The sequence below is a fragment of the Acidimicrobiales bacterium genome, assembly GCA_041394265.1.
Taxonomy (GTDB): Bacteria; Actinomycetota; Acidimicrobiia; order Acidimicrobiales; family SZUA-35; genus JBBQUN01.
The window spans coordinates 755,992-776,498 of the sequence record JAWKIO010000005.1 but is presented as its reverse complement, the minus strand read 5'-3'; the positions used below and the strand labels follow the sequence as shown (position 1 = coordinate 776,498).

The window sequence follows — 20,507 nt, the reverse complement described above, 5'->3', positions numbered from 1 at the left end:
CTGCGGTCGCTGTCGCGTGGTGCGTGATCCTGGTCGGCTGTGTGAGCGACGATGCGGCGCTGCCGACGGCAGGCCCGACGGTCCGCGTCGTGGTGGTCGGCGACGTCATGCTCGGACGCGGGGTGGCAGCGGCGATCGATGCCGACGGTCCCGAGGTCTTCGCAGAGGTTCGACACCTCCTCGGCGCCAACGACATCGCCGCAGCGAACCTCGAGTCGCCGCTGACGTTCCGACCACACCAGTCCGACAACCCGAACGCACTCGAGGCGGACCCAGCATTGGCACAGGTACTTTCAGTCGCCGGCTTCGATCTCGTGGCGCTCGCCAACAATCACCTCGGCGACACCGGCCCCGAGGGGATCGGCGACACCATTGCTGCGGCCGAGGCCGCCGCGATGCTCACGGTCGGTGCGGGCGGTGACGCGGCAGCGGCGGCAGCTTCGCAGGTGTTCGATGTCGGCGGCATGCGCGTCGGATTCCTGGCCTACGACGTGACCGACGCCGGCCTGTCTGCCGGCGATGAGGCCGGTGTGTCGTCATGGCGTTCGGAGACGGCAGCCCCGGCCATCGCCGAACTGGCGTCCAGCACGGATCTTGTCGTCGTGTCACTCCACGGCGGGACCGAGTACCTGCCGGTGAACGATCCGGCAATGACCGAGGTCGCCGGCCTCGCCGCGTCGGCCGGGGCCGATGTGGTCTGGGGTCACGGCGCCCATGTCATCCAACCGATCACGGTGCTCGACGGCGCCCGTCCGACCGTCGTCGCCACGTCGCTCGGCAACTTCCTGTTCGATCAGGTCGGTGCCGACCGAACGACCGGCGCCCTCCTCGAGGTGCTCGCCGACCCCGACGGCGTCATCGCGTACCGGGTGGGGATCACCGAGCATGCCGATCGGCGAGTGCACTTCGTCGACTGGCTATCGCCCAGCGGCGATGCGGCCTTGTTCGATCGCTCATGGTGGCAGCTGGTACAGCCGCCGCTCCTCGCCCCGAGTTCGGCGGTAGCGACGCCCGAGTTCCGCCACGGTGACCTCATCGCCGCCGGTGCGGGCGACATCGACGACAATGGCGCCGACGAGATCGTGGCGTCGTTTCGGCGTCCGGCGGAAGCGACGCCGCTCAACGAGTGGCGCTCCGATCTGACCTGGACCGACGACCGGGGGCGGAGCGCCCACCTCGGGGTGTACCGAGGTGACGAGCTGAGCGAGGTGTGGGTTGCGGGCACGGTGATCGAGCCGATCGCTGCGCTCGAGGTGTGCGACGGATCGATGGCGTTGGTGCACGACCGTCTGGACGACACCACTCCCGTTGCCACCAGCGCATGGACCTGGAACGGATTCGGCTTCGACGCCGCCGACCTGCTCGACGGTGGCGGAACACCGGGCTGCGCCGACGTCAACAGCGACGGAAGGACGGAGCCGATCATCCTCCGTCCGTCGGATGACCTTGGCCCCTGATCAGCAGTCGGCGGCGACATCAGACTGCGGTGGCAGACTGAGCTGGCGACCGAAAGGACGACATGCCGACATCGACCATCACCCGGGCCGTCGCCGCCGTTCTGGCATCGCTGCTGCTCCTCGCGGCCTGCACGTCGAGCGCTGACCAGGCCGACCCGGTGTCGACCTCGTCGACGGTGCCTCCGACGTCGGCGTCGAGCACCTCGACCAGCGAGCCTGCCGTCACACCGGGAGTGGCGACGGCACCCTTCGGGCGTCTCGTCGAGATCGAGCGGCTCACCGACGCTGCGACCTACGCCGGTCCGACCCACCCGACGAGCCTCGATGGTGTGATCGTGGCCGAATGGATCCAGCAATCATTGGCCGACTCCGGTGCCGAGCCGCTCCTCACCGCCAACGGCTTCGTCGTCGTTCCCTCTTCCATCAGTCAGTTCCACCACGTCTACGAGGGCGCCGCCTACGACGGCTATCCGGTGTTCGTCACGACCGACGTCGCGTATCACGTGTGGCATCTCGCCTTCGACAAGCTGCTGCGCGAAACCGAACAACAGACGCTGCTTCCGGTGCTGGAGACCTTGGTGGGCGGATGGGTGAACGAGGCCCGTGCGCAGGCCGAAGAGCTGGCGGGCACTGCGCTCGAAGACCAGGCGATGCGCGTTGCCGACTTCTACGAGGTCGCCGCCACGCTGCTCGAACTCGACGTCGGCCCCATTGGATCCAGGGCGGAGGCCGAGGTGGCGTTGGCGCTTGCCGCCGACCAGGTGGCGGTGTCGCCGACGATCGGCATCGACACCGGCTCGGAACTCCTCGCGCTGAAGACCGACTACTCGCTGTTCCGCCCTCGTGGGCACTACACCCGCAACACCGACCTCGAGCGCTACTTCCGTGCGATGTCGCAGCTCGGTAGCAACGGGTTCTTGCTCGAGCCGACGACCCTGCAACTCGGGCTGCTCGCGAGCCGGGTCGTGTTGGCCGATCCCGCTGCGGCCGCCGACTGGCAGACCATCTACCAGGCCACCGCGTTCCTGGTCGGGGCGGCCGATGACTACACACCGTTCGAGGCGACGTCGGCCGTCGACGCGGTGGTGGATTCGGGCTGGGATGACCCGATGGCCTTCGCCGACGATGCGACCGTGCAACGCATCGGTGAGGCGCTGGCATCGTCCAGTCCGGTCGCCATCAATCCCGAGGCGGCGTCGCTCCGCGTGATGGGGACACGTTTCGTGATCGACTCGTATGTGCTCGATCAGCTCGTCGCACCGAACGTCGCCGGGCGCGAAACTGCCTCGCCCCTCGACCTGGCTGCGGCCTTCGGGTCGACATGGGCTCGAGACCAACTCGATCGAACGGGGTCGACAGACTTCGCCGGCTACGACGAACAGCTCGGCGCCATGCAAGAACTGGTCGCCAGCCGTTCGATCGAGGACTGGGGTCGGACGGTCTATGACGCCTGGCACTACGCCATCGAGCCGTCCTGGTTGCCACATGGGGGAGCGTTCCCCGACTTCATGCAGTCGGAGGCATGGACGGCGAAGGCGCACCAGAGTGGGTTCGGGTCCTACACCGAGTTGAAGCACGACACGATCCTCTACGCCAAGCAGGCAGTGGCCGAGGGTGGGGGCGACGAGCCGCCGGTCCCGCCGCGCCACTGGGTCGAGCCCGACCCGGTCGTGTTCCGTCGTCTCGGCGCACTCGCCGACCTGATGGCGAGCGGACTCGACCAACGGGGTCTCCTTCCCACCAATCAGGGTGCACTGCTCGCCGACCTGTCCGACCTGTACGCATGGTTGGGCCAAATCGCCGAGGACGAGCTGGCCGGCCTCCCGATCAGCGACGCCGACAACGATCAGCTCGCCGCAATCGGCGCAGTGCTGGAGGGGTTCTGGATCCGCACCTCCGACAGCGATCACGACATCGACGACGGTCCTGACAATCGCTCGGCGTTGGTCGCCGACATCATGCGCAATGCGTCGGGCGTGCTCGAATTGGGCACAGGCGACGTCGACCAGATCTTCGTGCTCGTCGCGAACGACGAGGGCGCCTTCCAGGTTGCGGTGGGTGGCGTCTACTCGTACCACGAGTTCTGGAGCCCCACTCGCCTCACCGACGAGGAGTGGCGGGCGATGCTCGACAACGGTTCGGCACCCGAGAGGCCAACCTGGCAGGCCAGCTTCCTCGCCGACTGAGCCAAGCCATAGCAGCAACTTTGGTGCGGGGAACATCAAAACGAGTGCCGCAGCACCAAAGTTGGGCTGGTTCGGACCTATTGCGCAGCGATGGGTCCGGTGGTGGCGCCGAGGATGGCGATCAGGTCGGGCGGGGCCAGCACGATCTCGAGCCCACGACGACCGCCGCTCACGTACATCTCATCGAGGCCGAGAGCCGACTCGTCGACGAACGTGGGTAGCCGCTTGCGCTGCCCGAGTGGGCTGATGCCGCCGACCACGTAGCCGGTCGTCCGTTCGGCGACGGCGGGGTCGGCCATCGTCGCCTTCTTCCCCCTGGCAGCTCGGGCCAGCGCCTTCAGATCGAGCATGCCGGTGACGGGGACGACGGCAACGACCAGCGTGGTGTCGACGTTGGCGAGCAAGGTCTTGAACACGATCGACGGGTCGATGCCCAGCGTCTCGGCCGCCTCGGTTCCGTAGCTCGCCGCCGACGGATCGTGGTCGTAGCTGACGGTCCGGTGGGCGATCTTTCGGGATTCGAGCAGCTTGATGGCCGGGGTCACCCGATTATGATGCCAGCGACAACCACGAACCGGGGAGCTCGAGTCAGTCGGGCTGAGAGGGCAGCCAAGGCGTGAGCCGGCGCTGTTGACCCGCCGAACCTGCTCTGGATAATTCCAGCGAAGGGAGACTCACATGCGTTCCATTCGTCCGATTTTCGCCGTTGGTCTGGCCGTGGCGGCAAGCCTCACGGCGTGCACCTCCGCCGACTCGGCCGGCAGCGCCGACTCCGCCGGCGGCGACAACAGCGCCGGCGGCGATGTCACCGGCCAGACCGTTCGGCTCATCACCCACGACTCGTTCCTGGTGACCGACGGCCTGTTCGACCTCTTCACCGATGACACCGGGGTGAACGTCGAGGTGCTCTCGGCCGGTGACGCCGGCGAGGTCGTGGCGAGAGCGGTCCTGACCGCCGGTGATCCGGAGGGCGACGTGCTGTTCGGCATCGACAACACCTTCCTCCAGCGGGGTCTCGACGCCGAGCTGTTCGTGCCGTATGCCTCTCCGAATCTCGATGCGGTTCCCGACGAGTACGAACTGGATCCCGAGCATCGGGTCGTGCCGGTCGACGTCGGCGATGTCTGCGTCAACTACTGGACCGACCGTCTCCCGGGTGGCGAGCCGACCTCGCTCGACGACCTGCGTGACCCGGCGAACGCTGCGTCGTTCGTGACGGAGAACCCCGAATCGTCATCGCCCGGGTTCGCCTTCCTCCTCGCGACCATCGCCCGCTACGGCGAGGACGGATGGGAGCAGTACTGGCAGGACTTGGTCGACGGCGGGCTGTCGGTGACTGCCGGTTGGACCGAGGCGTACAGCGGCGAGTTCATCGCCGGCGGTGGCGACCGCGCCATCGTCACCTCGTATGCCACGAGCCCGGTCGCCGAAGTGGTGTTCGCCGCTGAGCCGATCGACAGCCCACCGACGAAGGTGCTGACCGACTCCTGCTTCCGCCAGATCGAGTTCGCCGGCGTGCTCGCCGGCACCGAGCATCCCGAAGCCGCCAAGTTGCTGATCGACTTCCTGCTGGGACCGGCGTTCCAGGCCGACATTCCGCTCAACATGTTCGTCCAGCCGGTGCGAGACGATGTCGAGCTGCCCGAGGTCTTCACCGACCACGCCGTCGAGATCACCGATCCGCTCACGCTGACGCCCGCCGAGATCGAGGCGGGACGCGCCGATTGGACCGAACGGTGGAACGAGATCGTCGCCGGCTGATGCCGGGGGCGAAGCGTTCGTCGTCGTGGCTCGACGCCGTAGCGGCGGTCATCGCGGTCGGCTTCCTCGTGGCCATGGTCGTGTGGCCACTGGTGGCGATCGGTGAGCGGAGCCTCGCCGGTTCGGGCCTCGGTGAGATCATCGACATCACCCGTCGTCCGGCGACCTGGCGAGTGCTGCGCTTCACCATCTGGCAGGCGCTGGTGTCGACGGCGGCAACGGTCGTGGTCGGACTCCCGATCGCCCATGTTCTCGCTCGCTATCGGTTCGTTGGTCGCAACGTCGTGCGAGTGCTCACCGTGGTGCCGTTCGTACTGCCGACGGTGGTCGTTGCCGCTGCGCTCTCGGCCCTGTTCGACACCGTGGGCATCGACCTCGGTCGAACGTTGCCGGCGATCGTCGCGGCGCACGTGTTCTTCAACCTCGCCGTGATCGTTCGAGTGGTCGGCGGGCATTGGGCGACGCTCGATCGGTCGGCCGAGGAAGCGGCAGCAGTGCTCGGTGCCAGTCCCGTGCAAGTGTTCCGGTCGATCACGCTGCCCCGCATCGTCCCCGTGCTGGCCGGCTCCGCCCTCGTGGTGTTCCTGTTCTGTTTCACCAGCTACGGCATCATCTTGATCCTCGGCGGGCCGGGCACGGCCACCATGGAGACCGAGATCCGGCGGTACGCCATCTTCCGCCAGGAGTTCGACGTTGCCGCCGTCCTGGCGTTCATCCAATTGGTCGTGGTCGTGGTGCTCTCGGTCGCGTCGGCACGACTGCAACGCCGCCTCAGCGTGGCGTCGCGCAGCCGCCGAGTGGCCCCCGGGCTTCGCGTCGATTCCTGGCGTCGTCGTCTGTACGTCGGTGCGGTTCTGCTGGTCGTCGCCGCTGTGGTGGTGAGTCCCATGGTGGCGCTCGTGGAGCAATCGCTGCGGGTCGGCGACCGCCACGGACTCGAGCACTATCGGGCGCTGACCCACGAGCTGCCCCTGCTGCCCGTGTCGCCGGCGACCGCGCTGTGGCACTCGGTCCGCTTGGCGTTCGGCGCGGCGCTGGTGGCGGCACTCGTCGGCGTGCCGGCCGCTCGGGTCATCGCCGGCGGCCGCCGGCTCGGCCGCGTGCTCGAAGCCGCCGTCCTGATTCCTCTCGGTGTGTCGGCTGCGACGCTTGGGTTCGGCTACCTCCTTGCCTTCCGGTTCTTCGACCTCCGCCGCTCACCACTCCTGCTCCCCCTGGCGCACGCCGTGGTCGCGCTGCCCTTCGTGATGGCGGCGGTGGTCCCAGCACTCCGCAACATCGACGCTCGGGTTCGCGAAGCGGCGGCGACGCTTGGTGCCGGCCCCCTCGCCATCGTCCGGTTCGTCGACTGGCCGCTGGCCCGTGCCGGATTGATGACCGGACTCGGCTTTGCCGTTGCGGTGTCGCTCGGCGAGTTCGGCGCGACGTCGTTCATCTCGCGCGGGGCAGACTCCTTCACGGCACCGTTGGCCGTCTTCCGGCTCCTGTCGCAACCTGGCGAGGAGTTGCGAGGCCAGGCGATGGCGGTCAGTGTGATCATCGGCGTCGCCGTGGGGGCGACCGCTGCACTTCTCGAACGAACACGGCAAGGCGGAACAGGTTTCCTATGAGCGGTCAAGTTCATCCATCGCTGGTCGTCGCCGACGTCAGTGTGCGATACGGCGACGTGCTGGCGCTCGACGGCGTCGATCTCGAGGTCGGGGCCGGCGAGGTGGTGGCCATCCTCGGTCCCAGCGGCAGCGGCAAGAGCACGCTGCTGCGAGCCATCGCCGGTCTCGAACCGATCGCCACCGGACGATTGCTCGCCGACGGCGTCGACCTGGCTGGCCTCCCGACGCACGAGCGCGGCCTGGGGCTGATGTTCCAGGATCATGCGCTCTTCCCGCACGAGACTGTTGCCGGCAACATCGCCTTCGGTCTTCGCATGGCCGGTGTCGATCGGGACACGCAGCGGGCCCGCATCCGTGAGCTGCTCGCCATGGTCGGCCTCACCGGCTTCGAGAGCCGATCGGTGTCGCAGCTCTCGGGTGGCGAGGCGCAACGAGTCGCGCTGGCCCGGTCGCTCGCGCCGGCACCGGCACTGCTGATGCTCGACGAACCGCTCGGATCGCTCGATCGGGTGCTGCGCGAACAGCTCACCGACGACCTTCGACTGTTGCTCGGGACGGTCGGCGTCAGCGCCCTGCATGTCACGCACGACCAGTCGGAGGCGTTCGCCGTCGCCGACCGTGTGGTGATCATGCGTGATGGCAAGGTGGTGCAGAGCGGCGAACCCGAGGAGCTCTGGCACCGGCCGGCCACGCGGTTCGTGGCCGAGTTTCTCGGCCATCCCAACGTCTGGGACTTTGGCGGCGAGGTGGTGTTGGCCCCGCTCACCTCGCTTGCGGTCGATCCCGAAGGCGATCTCGACGTGGTGGTCGTCGACGCCGTGTTCGTCGACGGCCGTTTCCGTGTCACCGCCATGGCCGACGATCGACAGGTCGTGTTCGAGGCTCGGCACCGGCCGCAGCTCGGCGAGACGGTCAGGCTGCAGGTCGACGGCAGCCTCATCCGCACCCTGGAGCGGGGTTCGAGCGGAAACTGACGGCGGTTCAGCTGGTGCGGTTGTTCCGGAACTGCGCCGGGGTCTGGCCGGTGAGTCGGGCGAATCGTCGGGTGAAGCTGGCCTGATCGTAGAACCCGACGTCGTTGGCGATCGTGGCCAGTGGTGTGTCGGTGGTCAGGAGGAGCTCACGGGCTCGGTCGACTCGCACCTTCAGCAAATACTGGGTTGCGGTGAGTCCGAAGACCCGTTTCATCCGCCGTTCGAGCTGGGTCTCGGAGCACTCGGCGGCTGCTGCGAGATCACCGACTCGCAGCGAGTCGGCCAGCCGATCGCGAACCAGGTCGACGACTCGACTCAACGTCACGAGCTCGCTGTCGTCGGGTGCCTGCAGATCGCGGCTGATCGACACGAGTCCCGCCACCTCGCCGTCGTCGACGATCGCGAGCTTGGTCGTGAGGTACCAGCCGTGGCTGCCATCAGGTCGTCGGATCAGCTCGAGCTCGTCGCGCAGTGGCGCCCCGGTGGCGAAGATGTGCTGGTCCTGTTCCTCGTACCGCTCAGCCAGAAGCGGCGGAAACAGATCGGCGGCGCGGCGACCGATCACGTCTCGCCGCGACACCTTGCCCGAGCGGTGAACGAAGGCTGGATTGACGGCGATGTAGCGACCGTCGGTGCTCTTGGCACAGAACATCACGTTCACCAGCTCGTCGAGCAGGGCGAGCATCGCCGGCTCGAGCGCACCGCGCCCGAGCAAGGAGGCGTCGGGACCGTTGGCATTGTCGGTTCGATCAGGCATCGGTGCCGGAATCGTACAAGACTCGCAGGAGCGCCAAGATCGACGATGGGGGACATGACCATGACCCTGCAGCGCAATGATGCCGACGAACTGACCGACGATGCCGTCGCACTGGTCGAGACCTGGTTGCGGCGGGCCCGCGAGATCGAGACGGCCAACGACCGCGCCACGTCGGGCCAACTCCACGAACTGATCGAGGACCCCAACGGCGTGGCCTTCACGATGGCCTTTGTCGATCGTGTCGCTCGACCCGACGACGACCGGGCGGCCGCCGACCAGCTCGCATCGCTCGTCGCCGAAGGGGAGCTTCCCGCCTTTCTGTCGCGGGTCGACCGTCTGCTGCTCCAGGCCGGTGCGAGGTTGGCGCCGCGCCTGCCGGCGATCGTGATGCCGCTCGCTCGCCGACGCATGCGAATGATCGTCGGTCACCTCGTGGCCGACGCCCGGCCGGAACGCCTGGCAGCGCATCTCGCCGAACGCCAGGCAGCGGGCTACGCGCTGAACGTGAACCTGCTCGGCGAAGCCGTGCTGGGCGAGGCGGAAGCGGATCGCCGACTCGAGCGAACCAAGGCACTGCTCGACCAACCCGACGTCGACTACGTCTCGGTGAAGGTCTCCGCCGTCGCGTCGCAGCTCAACCCCTGGGCGTACGACGAGGGTGTGGAACGTGTCGCGGATCGTCTGCGAGAACTGTTCCGCCGGGCGGCAGCGTCGGACCCGGTGACCTTCGTGAACCTCGACATGGAGGAGTACCACGACCTCGAGCTGACGATCGACGTGTTCACGAGGCTGCTCGACGAGCCCGAGTTCCAAGCACTCGATGCCGGCATTGTGTTGCAGGCCTACCTACCCGATGCCTTGGGTGCCCTGCAGCATCTCGTCGCCTGGTCGGATCGGCGCGCTGCCAACGGCGGAGCGAGCATCAAGATCCGACTCGTCAAGGGCGCCAACCTGGCGATGGAGAAGGTCGACGCCGCAATGCACGGGTGGGAGCAGACGCCGTACGACATCAAGGCCGACACCGACGCCAACTACAAGCGCTGCCTCGACTGGGTGCTGCGACCCGAACACCTCGGCTCGGTCCGCATCGGCGTTGCCAGCCACAACCTGTTCGATGTCGCCTGGGCTCGGTTGGTGAGCACGCGTCGTGGCGTCGCCGAGCGCGTCGAGTTCGAAATGCTGCAGGGCATGGCCCCAGCGCAGGCTCGGGTCGTCCGCGATGACGCAGCCGGTCTGCTGCTCTACACCCCGGCCGTTGCGCCTGCGGACTTCGACGTGGCGATCAGCTACCTCTTCCGGCGACTCGAAGAGAACGCCGCCCCCGACAACTTCCTGCGGGTGCTCGGCACGCTGGCGCCCGGCACCGTCGAGTTCGCCCGGTCCGCACAGGGCTTTCGCGAAGCGGTGGCTCGTCGGTGGGACATCGAGCTCGGACCACGGCGTCAGCAGGATCGTCTACTCCCGCCGGCCCCGTGGCCCGCCGATCGTGGCTTCGAGAACGAACCCGACACCGACCCGGCGCTGCCAGCCAACCGGGCCTGGGCGGCGGCCGCCGTTGCCGCTCCGTTCATTCCCGTCCAAACCCCGATCACCACGACCATCGCCGGGGTCGACGAGGTGCTCGAACGACTGCGGGCGGGCCAGCCCGCATGGGCGGCGATCGAACCGGCGCACCGGCGGGCCACGCTCTATCGAATCGCCGACGAACTGTCGAAGCGGCGAGCCGAGCTCCTCGGTGCCATGGTCCACGAGGGCCGCAAGACCATTGCCGAAGCCGACCCCGAGATCTCCGAGGGGATCGACTTCGCCCGGTGGTACGGCGACGCCTGTCTCGACCTCGCCTCCGACCAGTGGACCGATGATGGTGCGCTGTGCTTCGAGCCGATGGGCGTCATCGCGGTGGTCCCGCCGTGGAACTTCCCGATGGCGATCCCCGCTGGCGGTGTGTTGGCCGCGCTCGCCGCCGGCAACACGGTGGCGTTCAAGCCCGCCCCTGAGACACCACGCGTTGCGGAGATCGTGGCCGAGGCGTGTTGGGCTGCCGGCGTGCCCAAGGATGCGCTGGCCTTCATCCGTATCCCCGACGACGAGGTCGGTCGACGGCTCGTGATCTCGGCCGACGGCGTGATCCTGACCGGATCGTTGGAGACAGCCCGGCTCTTCCGCTCGTGGAAGCCCGACATCTCCCTGTTCGCCGAGACCTCCGGGAAGAACGCGCTCGTCGTCACGCCGCATGCCGACATCGACCTCGCCGTCGCCGATCTTGTCCGCTCGGCATTCGGCCACAGCGGGCAGAAGTGTTCGGCAGCATCGCTCGGCATCCTCGTTGGCGAGGTCTACGAGTCCCCCCGCTTTCGGCGCCAGCTCATCGACGCCGTGCAGAGCCTCGAGGTCGGCATGCCGACAGACCTCGCCACCACCACCGGACCCCTGATCCTGCCGGCCGAGGGCAAGTTGCTGCGGGCATTCGAGCAACTCGACGACGGTGAGGAGTGGCTGGTCGAACCGCGACAGCTCGACGCGTCGGGGTCGCTCTGGTCACCGGGTGTCCGGATCGGTGTGCGCCCGGGAAGCTGGTTCCACCAGACCGAGTGCTTCGGACCTGTCCTCGGGCTGATGTCCGCCGACACACTCGATGAGGCCATCGAGTTGCAGAACACCACCGACTTCGGTCTGACCGGTGGCATTCACACCCTCGAACCGCGCGAGGTGGACCACTGGCTCGAGCGCGTCGAGATCGGCAACGCCTACGTGAATCGCCACATCACCGGAGCGATCGTGCGCCGCCAACCCTTCGGCGGCTGGAAGCGCTCCTCGATCGGCCCCGGCGCCAAGGCCGGAGGGCCCAACTATGTGATGCAGTTCGGCCAATGGGTCGACGAGCGGCCTCGCAACCAACGGTGGTTGGACGATGCCCGGCGTAGCGACGATCGCTGGTGGCACGAGACCTTCGACCGCGAGCACGACCCGAGCGGCCTGTTCTGCGAGTCGAACGTCTTCCGCTACCGGTCACGGGGTCCGGTCGGTCTGCGCATCGGCGAGGACGCCGACACGTTCGAGCTGCAGCGGATCCGAGAGGCAGCGGCTCGCTGCGGGGTGACGCTCGTGGAATCGTTGTCGTCGACGGAGTCGGCCGAGGAGGCAGTGCAGAGGTTCTGCGCGCTGGGCTGCGAGCGTCTTCGGGTTGTCGGTGGCAGGGAGCACGACCTCGTGACCGCTGCCGCTGCGGTCGACATGGACGTCCTCCATGCTCCGGTGGTCGGCAACGGTCGGGTCGAGCTGCTCCACTACCTGCGGGAACAGGCGGTCAGTCGCACGCTGCACCGCTTCGGGAACCTCGTGGCCAACTCCTGAGGCGGTTTGCTGCATCGAGAACTGGGTCCGCGACCCGTACACTCAGGCGTTGGAACACGGCGCACCACGGCGGGGCGTCCAGCGCGAGGCGGAGCGAGCATGAACACATCTCTGGCGAACCATGGATTCCGGGCGACCCGAGCCGTTGCGGTTGCCCTGCTCATGCTGGCCGGCGTCGTGTTCGGCATCGGCTCGTCGGTGGCACCTGTCGGTGCCGAGCTGGCGTCGTTGCCAACGACCACCTGGGGCGTGAGCGGTCTGCAGACCGGCACCGAGACCGACAACATCGATGCGCCGATCTTCGACATGGCCCGCATCGGGAACGTGCTCTACGTGGGCGGTCGCTTCACCGATGTCACCGATGGCGTGGCCACCGTCGCCCAGTCGAGCCTTGCCGCATTCGATGCCACCACCGGCGAGTGGATCCCCACCTTCACCCCGAGCTTCGACGGCGCCGTCTATGCCCTCGAGGCGTCACCCGACGGCAGCCGCCTCTTCGTCGGCGGTGACTTCACCACCGTCAACGGCACCAGCACCGGGGCCCTCATCGCCCTGGATCCGGCGACCGGCGCGATCGACACCGGCTGGAGCGGGCGGGTCGGTGGCTACCAGCTTGTCCGCGACTTCGACATCGATGGCACCCAGCTCTACGCGGCCGGGGGCTTCACCTCGATCTCGAGCTCGGCCGGCGGCAACGTGGCCAACCGCGTCGCTCGCTTCGACCTCACCACCGGTGCCCACGATCCGTCGTGGCGTCCGGTGCTCAGCAACGGCTCGGTGTGGGGCATCGACGTCTCCCCGTCGGCCGGTCGGGTGTACGCCGTCGGCACGATCAAGATGGCCAACGGTTCGCCCATCGTCGGCGGCTTCGTGAGCCTCGAGTTGTCGGACGGCACCAACACCGTTGGCGTCGAGCCGCTGCAGGTCAATGCCACGAGCATCTACAACCAGTACGCCTACGACGTCCTCGCCGTGAACGGCAAGGTGTTCGTTGCCGGCAGTCAGTACTACCTCCAGGTGCTGAACGAGTCCGACCTGTCGCTCGAGACCTTCCACCTGTCGAAGTATCGGGGCGACTACCAGGTGCTCGAGCTGGTCGGCGACCGGGTGTACGCCGGCTGCCACTGCCGCCAGGACACCATCCTCGCCAGCGCCGATGGCGTCATGTGGGCGGGCACTCCGCCCGTCGGTGAGACCAACGCCGTGCCGTTCGCCCAGAGCCCCAACTCGTGGGTGTCGGCGTTCGATGCCACCACCGGGCTGCACATCATCAGCTTCCGGCCCGACATCAACTCCTCGGGCTCGGGCCTCTGGGCGATCCAGGATGACGGCAATGGCTGTCTCTGGCTGGGCGGCGCACTGATCTCGACCAACAACGTCACCCAGTACGCCATGACCCGGCTGTGTGACACGTCGAGCTTCGACTTCGTGCGGCCCAGCACCCCGGGCGCAGCCCAGGTGACCAACATCGGCGTCGACTCGGTCGATCTGGTCTGGGGAGCGTCGACCGACGCGGTCGGGGTCGAGGGCTACCGGATCTACGACTCGACCACGAACGCCGTGCTACTCGATGCCCTCACCGAATCGGGCACCATCATCGAGCTGGCACCGGGCACCTACACCGTCTACGTGAAGGCCTACGACGCAGCAGGAAACATCTCCTGGCGATCGGGCTTCACCACCTTCACGGTCACCGGCATCCCCGTCGACACCGAGCGCCCGTCCACCCCGGGGTCGCCGAGCATCGTGTCGAACGTGAACGGCACGGTGGTGTTGGACTGGACGCCGTCAACCGACAACATCGGTGTCGCCGGCTACACGCTCTACGACTCGGCAACGAACGCCGTGGTGTCGACCTCGGCAACGGCATCGCTGACGCTCACCGGTCTGGCCGACGGTACCTACAGCTACTACCTGAAGGCGTTCGACGAAGCGGGCAACATCTCGTGGCGCTCCGGCAGCCGTTCGGTCACCGTGGTCACCGGCCCGCCGCCCGACACCCAGCGCCCCACCGTGCCGGGTGCCCCCAACGTCGTGTCCAACATCGATGACACCGTCGAGCTCGACTGGACGCCGTCGACCGACAACGTGGGCGTCGCCGGCTACACGCTCTATGACGCAGCTACGAATGCGGTGGTCGCCACCTCGCCGAGCGAGACACTGACCCTCACGGGGCTGACCGACGGCACCTACAGCTACTACCTGAAGGCGTTCGACGCCGCCGGCAACACGTCGTGGAAGTCGGGCAATCGGTCGGTCACCGTGGTGAACACGCCGGCGCCCGACATCGAGGCACCGACGGCCCCGAGCGATCTGACCGCGATCACGATCGGCGTCGACTCGGTCGACCTGGAATGGCTGGCCTCCACCGACAACGTCGCCGTCGCCGGCTATCAGATCGTCGATCCCCTCACCGACACGGTGCTCCTCGATGTGGTGTCGGTGAGCGGGACCATCACTGGGCTGGCGCCCGGTAGCTACGACTTCGTGGTGCGGGCCTACGACGCGGCGGGCAACGTCTCGGTGGCGTCCGCGGTCCTCACGGTCGTCATCGTCTGACGTTGACCGAGGCCGACGATCAGTCGGTGAACCAGGAGCCGTGGAAGCCGAAGGGCACCCGGCGGGGGAGCTGGACCGTCGCGACGGGCTCGGCAGCGACGTTCGTCGCGTCGAGCACCACCAGTGCACTGGTGTCACTCGGCTTGTCGTAGACGAACGACATGAGCCATCCCTCGTCTTCGCTCGTGGCTGCCTCGGCCGGGACGAACACCGCCTCGCCGGTGATCCGGTCGGTGCCGAAATCGTGGACCTCGCTGGCACCCGACTCGAGGTCGTACTTCACCAGCTGGCTCTTCGGCGCCGAGTCACCGATCTGCTCGGTCGCCACCGCGTAGCCGTAGCGGTTGACCAGGCCGACGAGGTCGTCGTGCACCCGGGGAAACTCGATGAGACGATCGTCGAGGGGTTCCTCGGCGACCGAGCCGGTGTCGAGATCGAGCGTCCAGCGGTGGAGCGCAGCATCGTTGTTGAACTTGGCCGAGTCGGCCCGCCACAGGTCGGGGTAGCGGGCAGTATCGACCACGATCGACGTTCCGCCGCCGGCCGTCGACTGCTCGAAGCTGTTCATGGGGTGGAACACGTAGCAGGGGTCGACGTCGAACCAGCGAACGTCGTTGCCCGTACCGCCTCGGGGCATCACACCGACCCGCGCTGCGTAGTCGTCGTCCCATCGGTAGGGCATGCCGCCCTTCATGGCCAGGTCGAGGTCGAACACGACCGGCAGGTCCATGAACAGCACGTGGTGCTCGGTGATCGAGAAGTCGTGGATCATGGTCGGACCGGCGACGTCGATGACCTCGGACTGCACGAGCTCGCCGTCGGCGGACACCCGGTGGTAGGTGAGGTAGGGCGGGAAGAAGCCGTAGCCGAAGAAGTGCATCTCGCCCGTGAGTGCGCAGATCTTCGGGTGGGCGGTCATCGCCGTGTCGAGGCGACCGTCGAAGTCGTAGACGCCGACCGTGTCGAGCTCGGGGGTCATCTCGCAGGGAAAGCTCGACTCGACCAGCGACAGGATCTTGCCGGCGTGACGGACGATGTGGGTGTTGTTGACACCGATGGTCCGGTCGACCGAGCCGTCGGGTCCGATCTGACGGGCTTTCGGATCGTCGAGGTGCTTGGTCCGTACCCAGCGATTGCGGTACCACGAGGCGTTCCCGCCATCGATGCGCACCCCGTGCAACATGCCGTCACCGGCGAACCAGTGGGGTGAGCGGCCCGTCTTCGGGTTGGCGCCATTGCGGACGTAGAGCCCGGTGAGTTCGGCCGGCAGCTGCCCCTCGACGGTCAGCTCGGTCTCGGTCACCTCCTCGAAGACCGGGGCGTAGTTACCCCGCAGGTGAAAGGGGAGCGGACGATCATCATCGGTCACAGTCACGGCGCGACCCTACCTCTAGCCTGCTGTGCGATGACCATTCCTTCGTCTGCCTTCACCCGGCCCATCGACAAGCACGACGCCTTCATGCGCGGAGCGAAAGCGATGGCGCTGATTGCCAAGGCGGCGGCACGGCTCGACCTCCCCGAGACGCTCGGCCTCGTCGAGAACCGGCCGATGCTGTTTGCCGGTAACCATCGGAGCCTGTTCGACATGGTCGCCACCATGGCCATCTTCGACAAGTTCGGGCTGTCGTGCCGAATCATGCTCCGCGGTGACCTGATGGAGAAGGGTCCCGGTGCCGCCTTCCTCCACGCCATCGGTTGCATCCCTACCTCCAAGGCCCATCGGGAGGAAGCCGAAGCCGATGCGATCGCCAGCCTGCGAAGTGGTCAGCTCGTGGCGATGATGCCCGAGGGGCGACTCGTGCCGCCCGACCAGTGGGTCGACGGCGTCGGCCACGCGCGACCTGGCGTTGCCCGCATCGCCCGTGAAGCGGGTGCTGTCGTCATTCCCGTCGCCTTCTCGGGCACCGAGGTGCTGTGGCCCCGGGGTCGCATGCCGCAACCGCGGATTCCTCGCCCCCCCGTCCGGCTACGGGTCGGGCCGGCAATCGAATTGAGCGGCGACGACGATCCGGCCGACGCCGCCCGCGTCATGGCGGCCATCGCCAAACTTCTTCCGCCCACGACCTGAGCCCATTCGCAGCCCTCACCTGCTCATCCTTCGCCCCGTTCGGCCGATGCTGATACCGGCCGGTAACTTTTCGTTGCGCTTGCTCCTCCCGGAGGCGTATCCTCTTGTTACTCGCCGGTAACAAGTTGCCCGTTTACTCTGGAGGTTCCCCGATGGCCGAGTTCTCGCTCGCACTCAACGAAGATCAGGTGCAGCTGCAGAAGTGGATCCACGGATTCGCCGAAGATGTCATGCGGGTGCAGGCAGCCGAATGGGACGAGCGCGAGGAGTTCCCGTGGTCGTTCGTCCAGGAGGCGGCGTCGATCGGGCTCTACGGCTGGGAATTCATGGCCGAGATGATGATGAACGACCCCACCGGTCAGTCGATGATGGTGGCGCTCGAGGAGATGTTCTGGGGCGACGCCGGACTCGGCATGGCGATCATGGGCTCCGGTCTCGCCGCCGCCGGCATTGCTGCCAGTGGGACCAGCGAGCAGGTGCTCGAGTGGGTGCCCCAGTGCTACGGCACCGCCGACGATGTCAAGGTCGGCGCCTTCTGTGCGTCCGAGCCCGACGCCGGTTCCGACGTCAATGCCTACCGCCTGCGGGCCAAGTACGACGAGGCGAATGACGAGTGGGTGCTCAACGGCACCAAGGCGTGGATCACCAACGGTGGCATCGCCAACATCCACGTGGTGGTGGCCGTCGTCGATCCCGAGCTCGGCTCGAAGGGTCACGCCAGCTTCATCGTGCCGCCCAACACCCCCGGGCTGTCGATGGGCCAGAAGTACGCCAAGCACGGCATCCGTGCGTCGCACACTGCAGAGGTCGTGCTCGATGACTGTCGCATCCCTGGTCGCTGCCTGCTCGGCGGCAAGGAGAAGCTCGATGAGCGACTGGCTCGGGTCCGTGAGGGCAAGTCCGGCAACTCACAGGCTGCCATGCAGACCTTCGAGGCCACTCGCCCCGCTGTCGGTGCCCAGGCGCTCGGTATCGCCCGGGCGGCGTACGAGTACTCGCTCGAGTACGCGAAGGAGCGTCACGCCTTCGGTCGGCCGATCATCATGAATCAGTCGATCGCCTTCATGCTGGCCGACATGGCCACCGAGATCGATGCCGCCCGCCTGCTCGTGCGTCGGGCCGCATGGCTCGGCAAGCAGCGCCAGTTCAAGTGCGCCGAAGGTTCCATGGCCAAGCTCAAGGCCGGCCGAGTCGCCGTCCAGGCCACCGAGCGAGCCATCCAGATCCTCGGCGGCTACGGCTACACCCGGGAGTATCCGGTCGAGCGCTGGCACCGTGACGCCAAGATCTACGACATCTTCGAAGGCACCGAGCAGATCCAGCAGCTCGTGATCTCCCGGGCCATCTCGGGGATGCGTATCGAATAGCGCTGACCTGGACCTTTGCTGCCTCCGAGGCCGATTCGGTCACAGGGGGCAGCAAGGGTCACCAGCGGTCACTCGGGCCGAGGAATCGGTCCATCCCTACTCTCATCCCTACTCCCGTGGGATGCAACGCGACTAGGGTTCACCCCTATGGCGAGCATCCGGGAACGGCGAAGCGGGGTGTGGGAGGTGCGGGGCTACACCGGTCGCGACCGCACCGGAAAGCCGACCCAGGTGTCGCGCACGATCTACGGCACCAAGCGCGACGCGCAGCGTGCGGCGGCCGAGCTGACCGTGAAGCCGGCGCGCAACGCCGGCGGACGCAAGGTCGCGCAGCTGCTCGACGAGTGGCTCGAGACCAAGACGCCGAGCTGGGCGCCGCTGACCGTGCGAGATCAGACCTCGCGGGCGACGCAGGTGAAGAAGGACCCGATCGCGTCGATGTCGGTGGCGTCGCTCGGCGTGTCCGACATCGACCGCTGGGTGGCTCGGCTCCGGCGGGCCGGGGCGGGGGAGGCGTCGATTCGCAACCAGCACACGGTGTTGCGGGCGGCGCTGCAGCAGGCGGTGCGGTGGGAGTGGATCCCGACGAACCCGGCGTCGGCTGCGCCGGTCGAGCAGCCGAAGCGGCGGCAGAAGGGGACGCTCACCAACGACGAGGTGCGGCGCCTGATCGAGGTGGCTGCCGAGGTGCACGAGATGGCGCCGCTGGCGTTCCGGTTGGCGGCCGAGACCGGGGCGCGGCGTGGTGAGCTGGCGGCGTTGCGGTGGGACAAGTTCGTCGACGACAAGGTGGTGGTCGACGGCCAGATCATCGTGTCGACGCAGGGTGGGGTGCGGGCGCCGAGGCTGGAGCCGACGAAGACCGGGAGCCGGCGGGTGGTGACGTTGAGCGCGTCGTTGGTGGCGCAGGTGGGGGAGAAGGCGGCGAAGTACGGCGAGGTGACCGAGTGGCTGTTCACGCCCGATGCGGAGCCGCCGAACCCGGACCGCATCGGTTGGTGGTGGCGCCGGAGTCGTGAGCTGGCCGGTGTCGACGAGTGCTGGCGGCTGCACGATCTGCGGCACTGGTCGGCCACGCAGTCGATCGCCTCGGGCCAGGATGTTCGCACGGTGGCGCACCGCCTCGGCCACGCAGATCCGTCGATGACGCTCCGGGTCTACGCGCACGCCGTCGAGCGAGCCGACGAGGCGTTGGCGCAGATCCTCGGAGACACGCTCGACGAGTAGGGCGGCCTCTCGCAGCCGGGGAGCATGTCAGCGGGCAGGCCTACGATGTGCTGTGCCACTTCGATCCTTCGTCTACAGAGACGATCAGCAGATTGGCGAGTTCCTCGAGCAGATTCAAGAAGGCTCCGTTGCGGAGACGACGGTTCGTCGCAAGGGCCAAACCTCGAAGGGTGGCCGGATCGGGGTCGGCGGGTTCGCCGATGCGAGCCTTGACTCATCGAAGACGACGTCGGAGTCCTTCACGCTCGCCAGCACGCGGGTGAGCCGTGCAGCCCAGCTCGAGAATGTCCTCGGCGATGAGGTTGCACCGCTGAGTCCGATGGATTCCGCGGCGTTCGTTCAGATCACACGAGGCGAGTTCGTACGTTTCGAGGGAGTCCTGGAGGTTCCCGAGATCATCCGGATGGCCTTCGTCGGGGCTGCGCTCGGCCAGCTCGCTGGTCTTGCAAGCGCGCTCGCCAAACCCTTGACGGTGCCGACGAGCTGGTCAGCCAGGTGGAGGCGCTGCAACAGCTCGTTCGTCTCGACGGCTTCCCGATCGTGGCGCAGGAGCGCCACGGCGGGCCAGGGATCATGTTCATCGCCCGACCCGAACTCATAGTCGGGGAGCCGATGGGTCTCCACGGCGAGGAGCTGATCGTCTTCGGCAGGGTCAAGCGCACCATCCAGGAAGGCGACTCGATGTCTCAGAGCGAGATTCTTCCGAGCCTCACGGCCAACCTGCCCCAGCCGAATCGCAAGCAGCGAAGGGCAACCGGTACGAGTCGCAGCGAGGTAACTCTTAGGGGACCAGCCGTGTTGGTTGAACCGATCGCCATCTACTCGTAGCTTGCGGCGGGTCGGCGTTGCTGATCGACCCACTCGTCGATCTCGCGTGGATCGAAGCGTACGAATTTGCCGATCTTCAAGAAGGGCACACGCCGCTCGGACACGAGCCTGCGGACGAACCGAGGCGTGACACCGAGCAGATCGCTCAGGGCGTCCACGTCAAGCAGGCCGGTCGAGCGGGAGGCGTCTGTCCCAGCTCGTCCGATTCGCCCTGTTCGATTGATCGTGTGTTCCATCGCAGGCTCCCTCGTGGTCCCGGTGGGGCTGCTGGTACCTGTGGGGGCGGGGTTGGGCAGGCTGGGACACCGAACTCGACGCCGCTCGCGCGCTGCGCCACGCGAGATCACCAAGCGTGACGG

The 20,507-nt window shown here is 67.4% G+C and carries 14 protein-coding genes and 1 riboswitch; of the genes, 11 read left to right on the top strand and 3 right to left on the bottom strand.

Annotation, left to right across the window (positions count from 1 at the left end):
* Window positions 1-41 precede the first annotated feature (41 nt).
* Window positions 42-1,457: a CapA family protein gene (locus tag R2733_03760; GenBank protein ID MEZ5375602.1), complete on the top strand. Its 1,416-nt coding sequence runs from the start codon at window positions 42-44 to the stop codon at window positions 1,455-1,457.
* Between the two features lie 62 nt (window positions 1,458-1,519).
* On the top strand, window positions 1,520-3,643 hold the full coding sequence (locus tag R2733_03755) for a DUF3160 domain-containing protein (protein ID MEZ5375601.1): 2,124 nt from the start codon (window positions 1,520-1,522) through the stop codon (window positions 3,641-3,643).
* Between the two features lie 77 nt (window positions 3,644-3,720).
* Here the strand turns inward: R2733_03755 and ybaK are convergent, their stop codons facing one another.
* Window positions 3,721-4,188 (bottom strand): Cys-tRNA(Pro) deacylase, encoded by a 468-nt coding sequence (gene ybaK, locus R2733_03750; GenBank protein MEZ5375600.1) that lies wholly within the window; start codon window positions 4,186-4,188, stop codon window positions 3,721-3,723.
* Window positions 4,189-4,208: 20 nt separating this feature from the next.
* Window positions 4,209-4,331: riboswitch (TPP riboswitch) on the top strand.
* On the opposite strand from ybaK, the gene R2733_03745 reads away from it, so the two are divergent.
* The 3 genes from R2733_03745 to R2733_03735 all read left to right on the top strand — a co-directional run bounded on the left by R2733_03745 (window position 4,322) and on the right by R2733_03735 (window position 7,988).
* Window positions 4,322-5,404, top strand: a complete 1,083-nt coding sequence (locus tag R2733_03745; protein MEZ5375599.1) for a thiamine ABC transporter substrate-binding protein — start codon at window positions 4,322-4,324, stop codon at window positions 5,402-5,404. (Overlaps the previous riboswitch by 10 nt.)
* A complete protein-coding gene (locus tag R2733_03740) occupies window positions 5,380-7,014 on the top strand; it encodes an iron ABC transporter permease (protein MEZ5375598.1) in 1,635 nt (544 codons plus the stop codon). Before R2733_03745 ends, R2733_03740 begins: the two co-directional genes overlap by 25 nt.
* Complete coding sequence (locus tag R2733_03735) at window positions 7,011-7,988, top strand: ABC transporter ATP-binding protein (protein MEZ5375597.1); 978 nt, start codon at window positions 7,011-7,013, stop codon at window positions 7,986-7,988. Before R2733_03740 ends, R2733_03735 begins: the two co-directional genes overlap by 4 nt.
* 7 nt (window positions 7,989-7,995) lie before the next feature.
* Here R2733_03735 and R2733_03730 read toward each other — a convergent pair whose 3' ends face one another.
* Window positions 7,996-8,745: an AraC family transcriptional regulator gene (locus tag R2733_03730; protein ID MEZ5375596.1), complete on the bottom strand. Its 750-nt coding sequence runs from the start codon at window positions 8,743-8,745 to the stop codon at window positions 7,996-7,998.
* A 54-nt stretch (window positions 8,746-8,799) separates the two neighbouring features.
* On the opposite strand from R2733_03730, the gene R2733_03725 reads away from it, so the two are divergent.
* Together R2733_03725 and R2733_03720 are read left to right on the top strand one after the other, a co-directional pair.
* Window positions 8,800-12,099, top strand: a complete 3,300-nt coding sequence (locus R2733_03725; protein ID MEZ5375595.1) for a bifunctional proline dehydrogenase/L-glutamate gamma-semialdehyde dehydrogenase — start codon at window positions 8,800-8,802, stop codon at window positions 12,097-12,099.
* A 99-nt stretch (window positions 12,100-12,198) separates the two neighbouring features.
* The gene (locus tag R2733_03720) at window positions 12,199-14,658 is read left to right on the top strand and encodes a hypothetical protein (protein ID MEZ5375594.1); all 2,460 of its coding nucleotides are present in this window, start codon (window positions 12,199-12,201) and stop codon (window positions 14,656-14,658) included.
* A gap of 19 nt (window positions 14,659-14,677) precedes the next feature.
* Here R2733_03720 and R2733_03715 read toward each other — a convergent pair whose 3' ends face one another.
* The gene (locus tag R2733_03715) at window positions 14,678-16,033 is read right to left on the bottom strand and encodes a carotenoid oxygenase family protein (protein ID MEZ5375593.1); all 1,356 of its coding nucleotides are present in this window, start codon (window positions 16,031-16,033) and stop codon (window positions 14,678-14,680) included.
* A gap of 30 nt (window positions 16,034-16,063) precedes the next feature.
* Here R2733_03715 and R2733_03710 point away from each other — a divergent pair, with 30 nt between their 5' ends.
* The 4 genes from R2733_03710 to R2733_03695 all read left to right on the top strand — a co-directional run bounded on the left by R2733_03710 (window position 16,064) and on the right by R2733_03695 (window position 20,148).
* Window positions 16,064-16,726, top strand: a complete 663-nt coding sequence (locus R2733_03710; protein MEZ5375592.1) for a lysophospholipid acyltransferase family protein — start codon at window positions 16,064-16,066, stop codon at window positions 16,724-16,726.
* A gap of 152 nt (window positions 16,727-16,878) precedes the next feature.
* Entirely contained in the window at window positions 16,879-18,093 is a 1,215-nt protein-coding gene (locus R2733_03705; protein ID MEZ5375591.1) for an acyl-CoA dehydrogenase family protein, read from the top strand.
* 147 nt (window positions 18,094-18,240) lie between these two features.
* Entirely contained in the window at window positions 18,241-19,320 is a 1,080-nt protein-coding gene (locus tag R2733_03700) for a site-specific integrase (GenBank protein ID MEZ5375590.1), read from the top strand.
* A 495-nt stretch (window positions 19,321-19,815) separates the two neighbouring features.
* Window positions 19,816-20,148, top strand: a complete 333-nt coding sequence (locus R2733_03695) for a hypothetical protein (protein ID MEZ5375589.1) — start codon at window positions 19,816-19,818, stop codon at window positions 20,146-20,148.
* Window positions 20,149-20,507 lie beyond the last annotated feature (359 nt).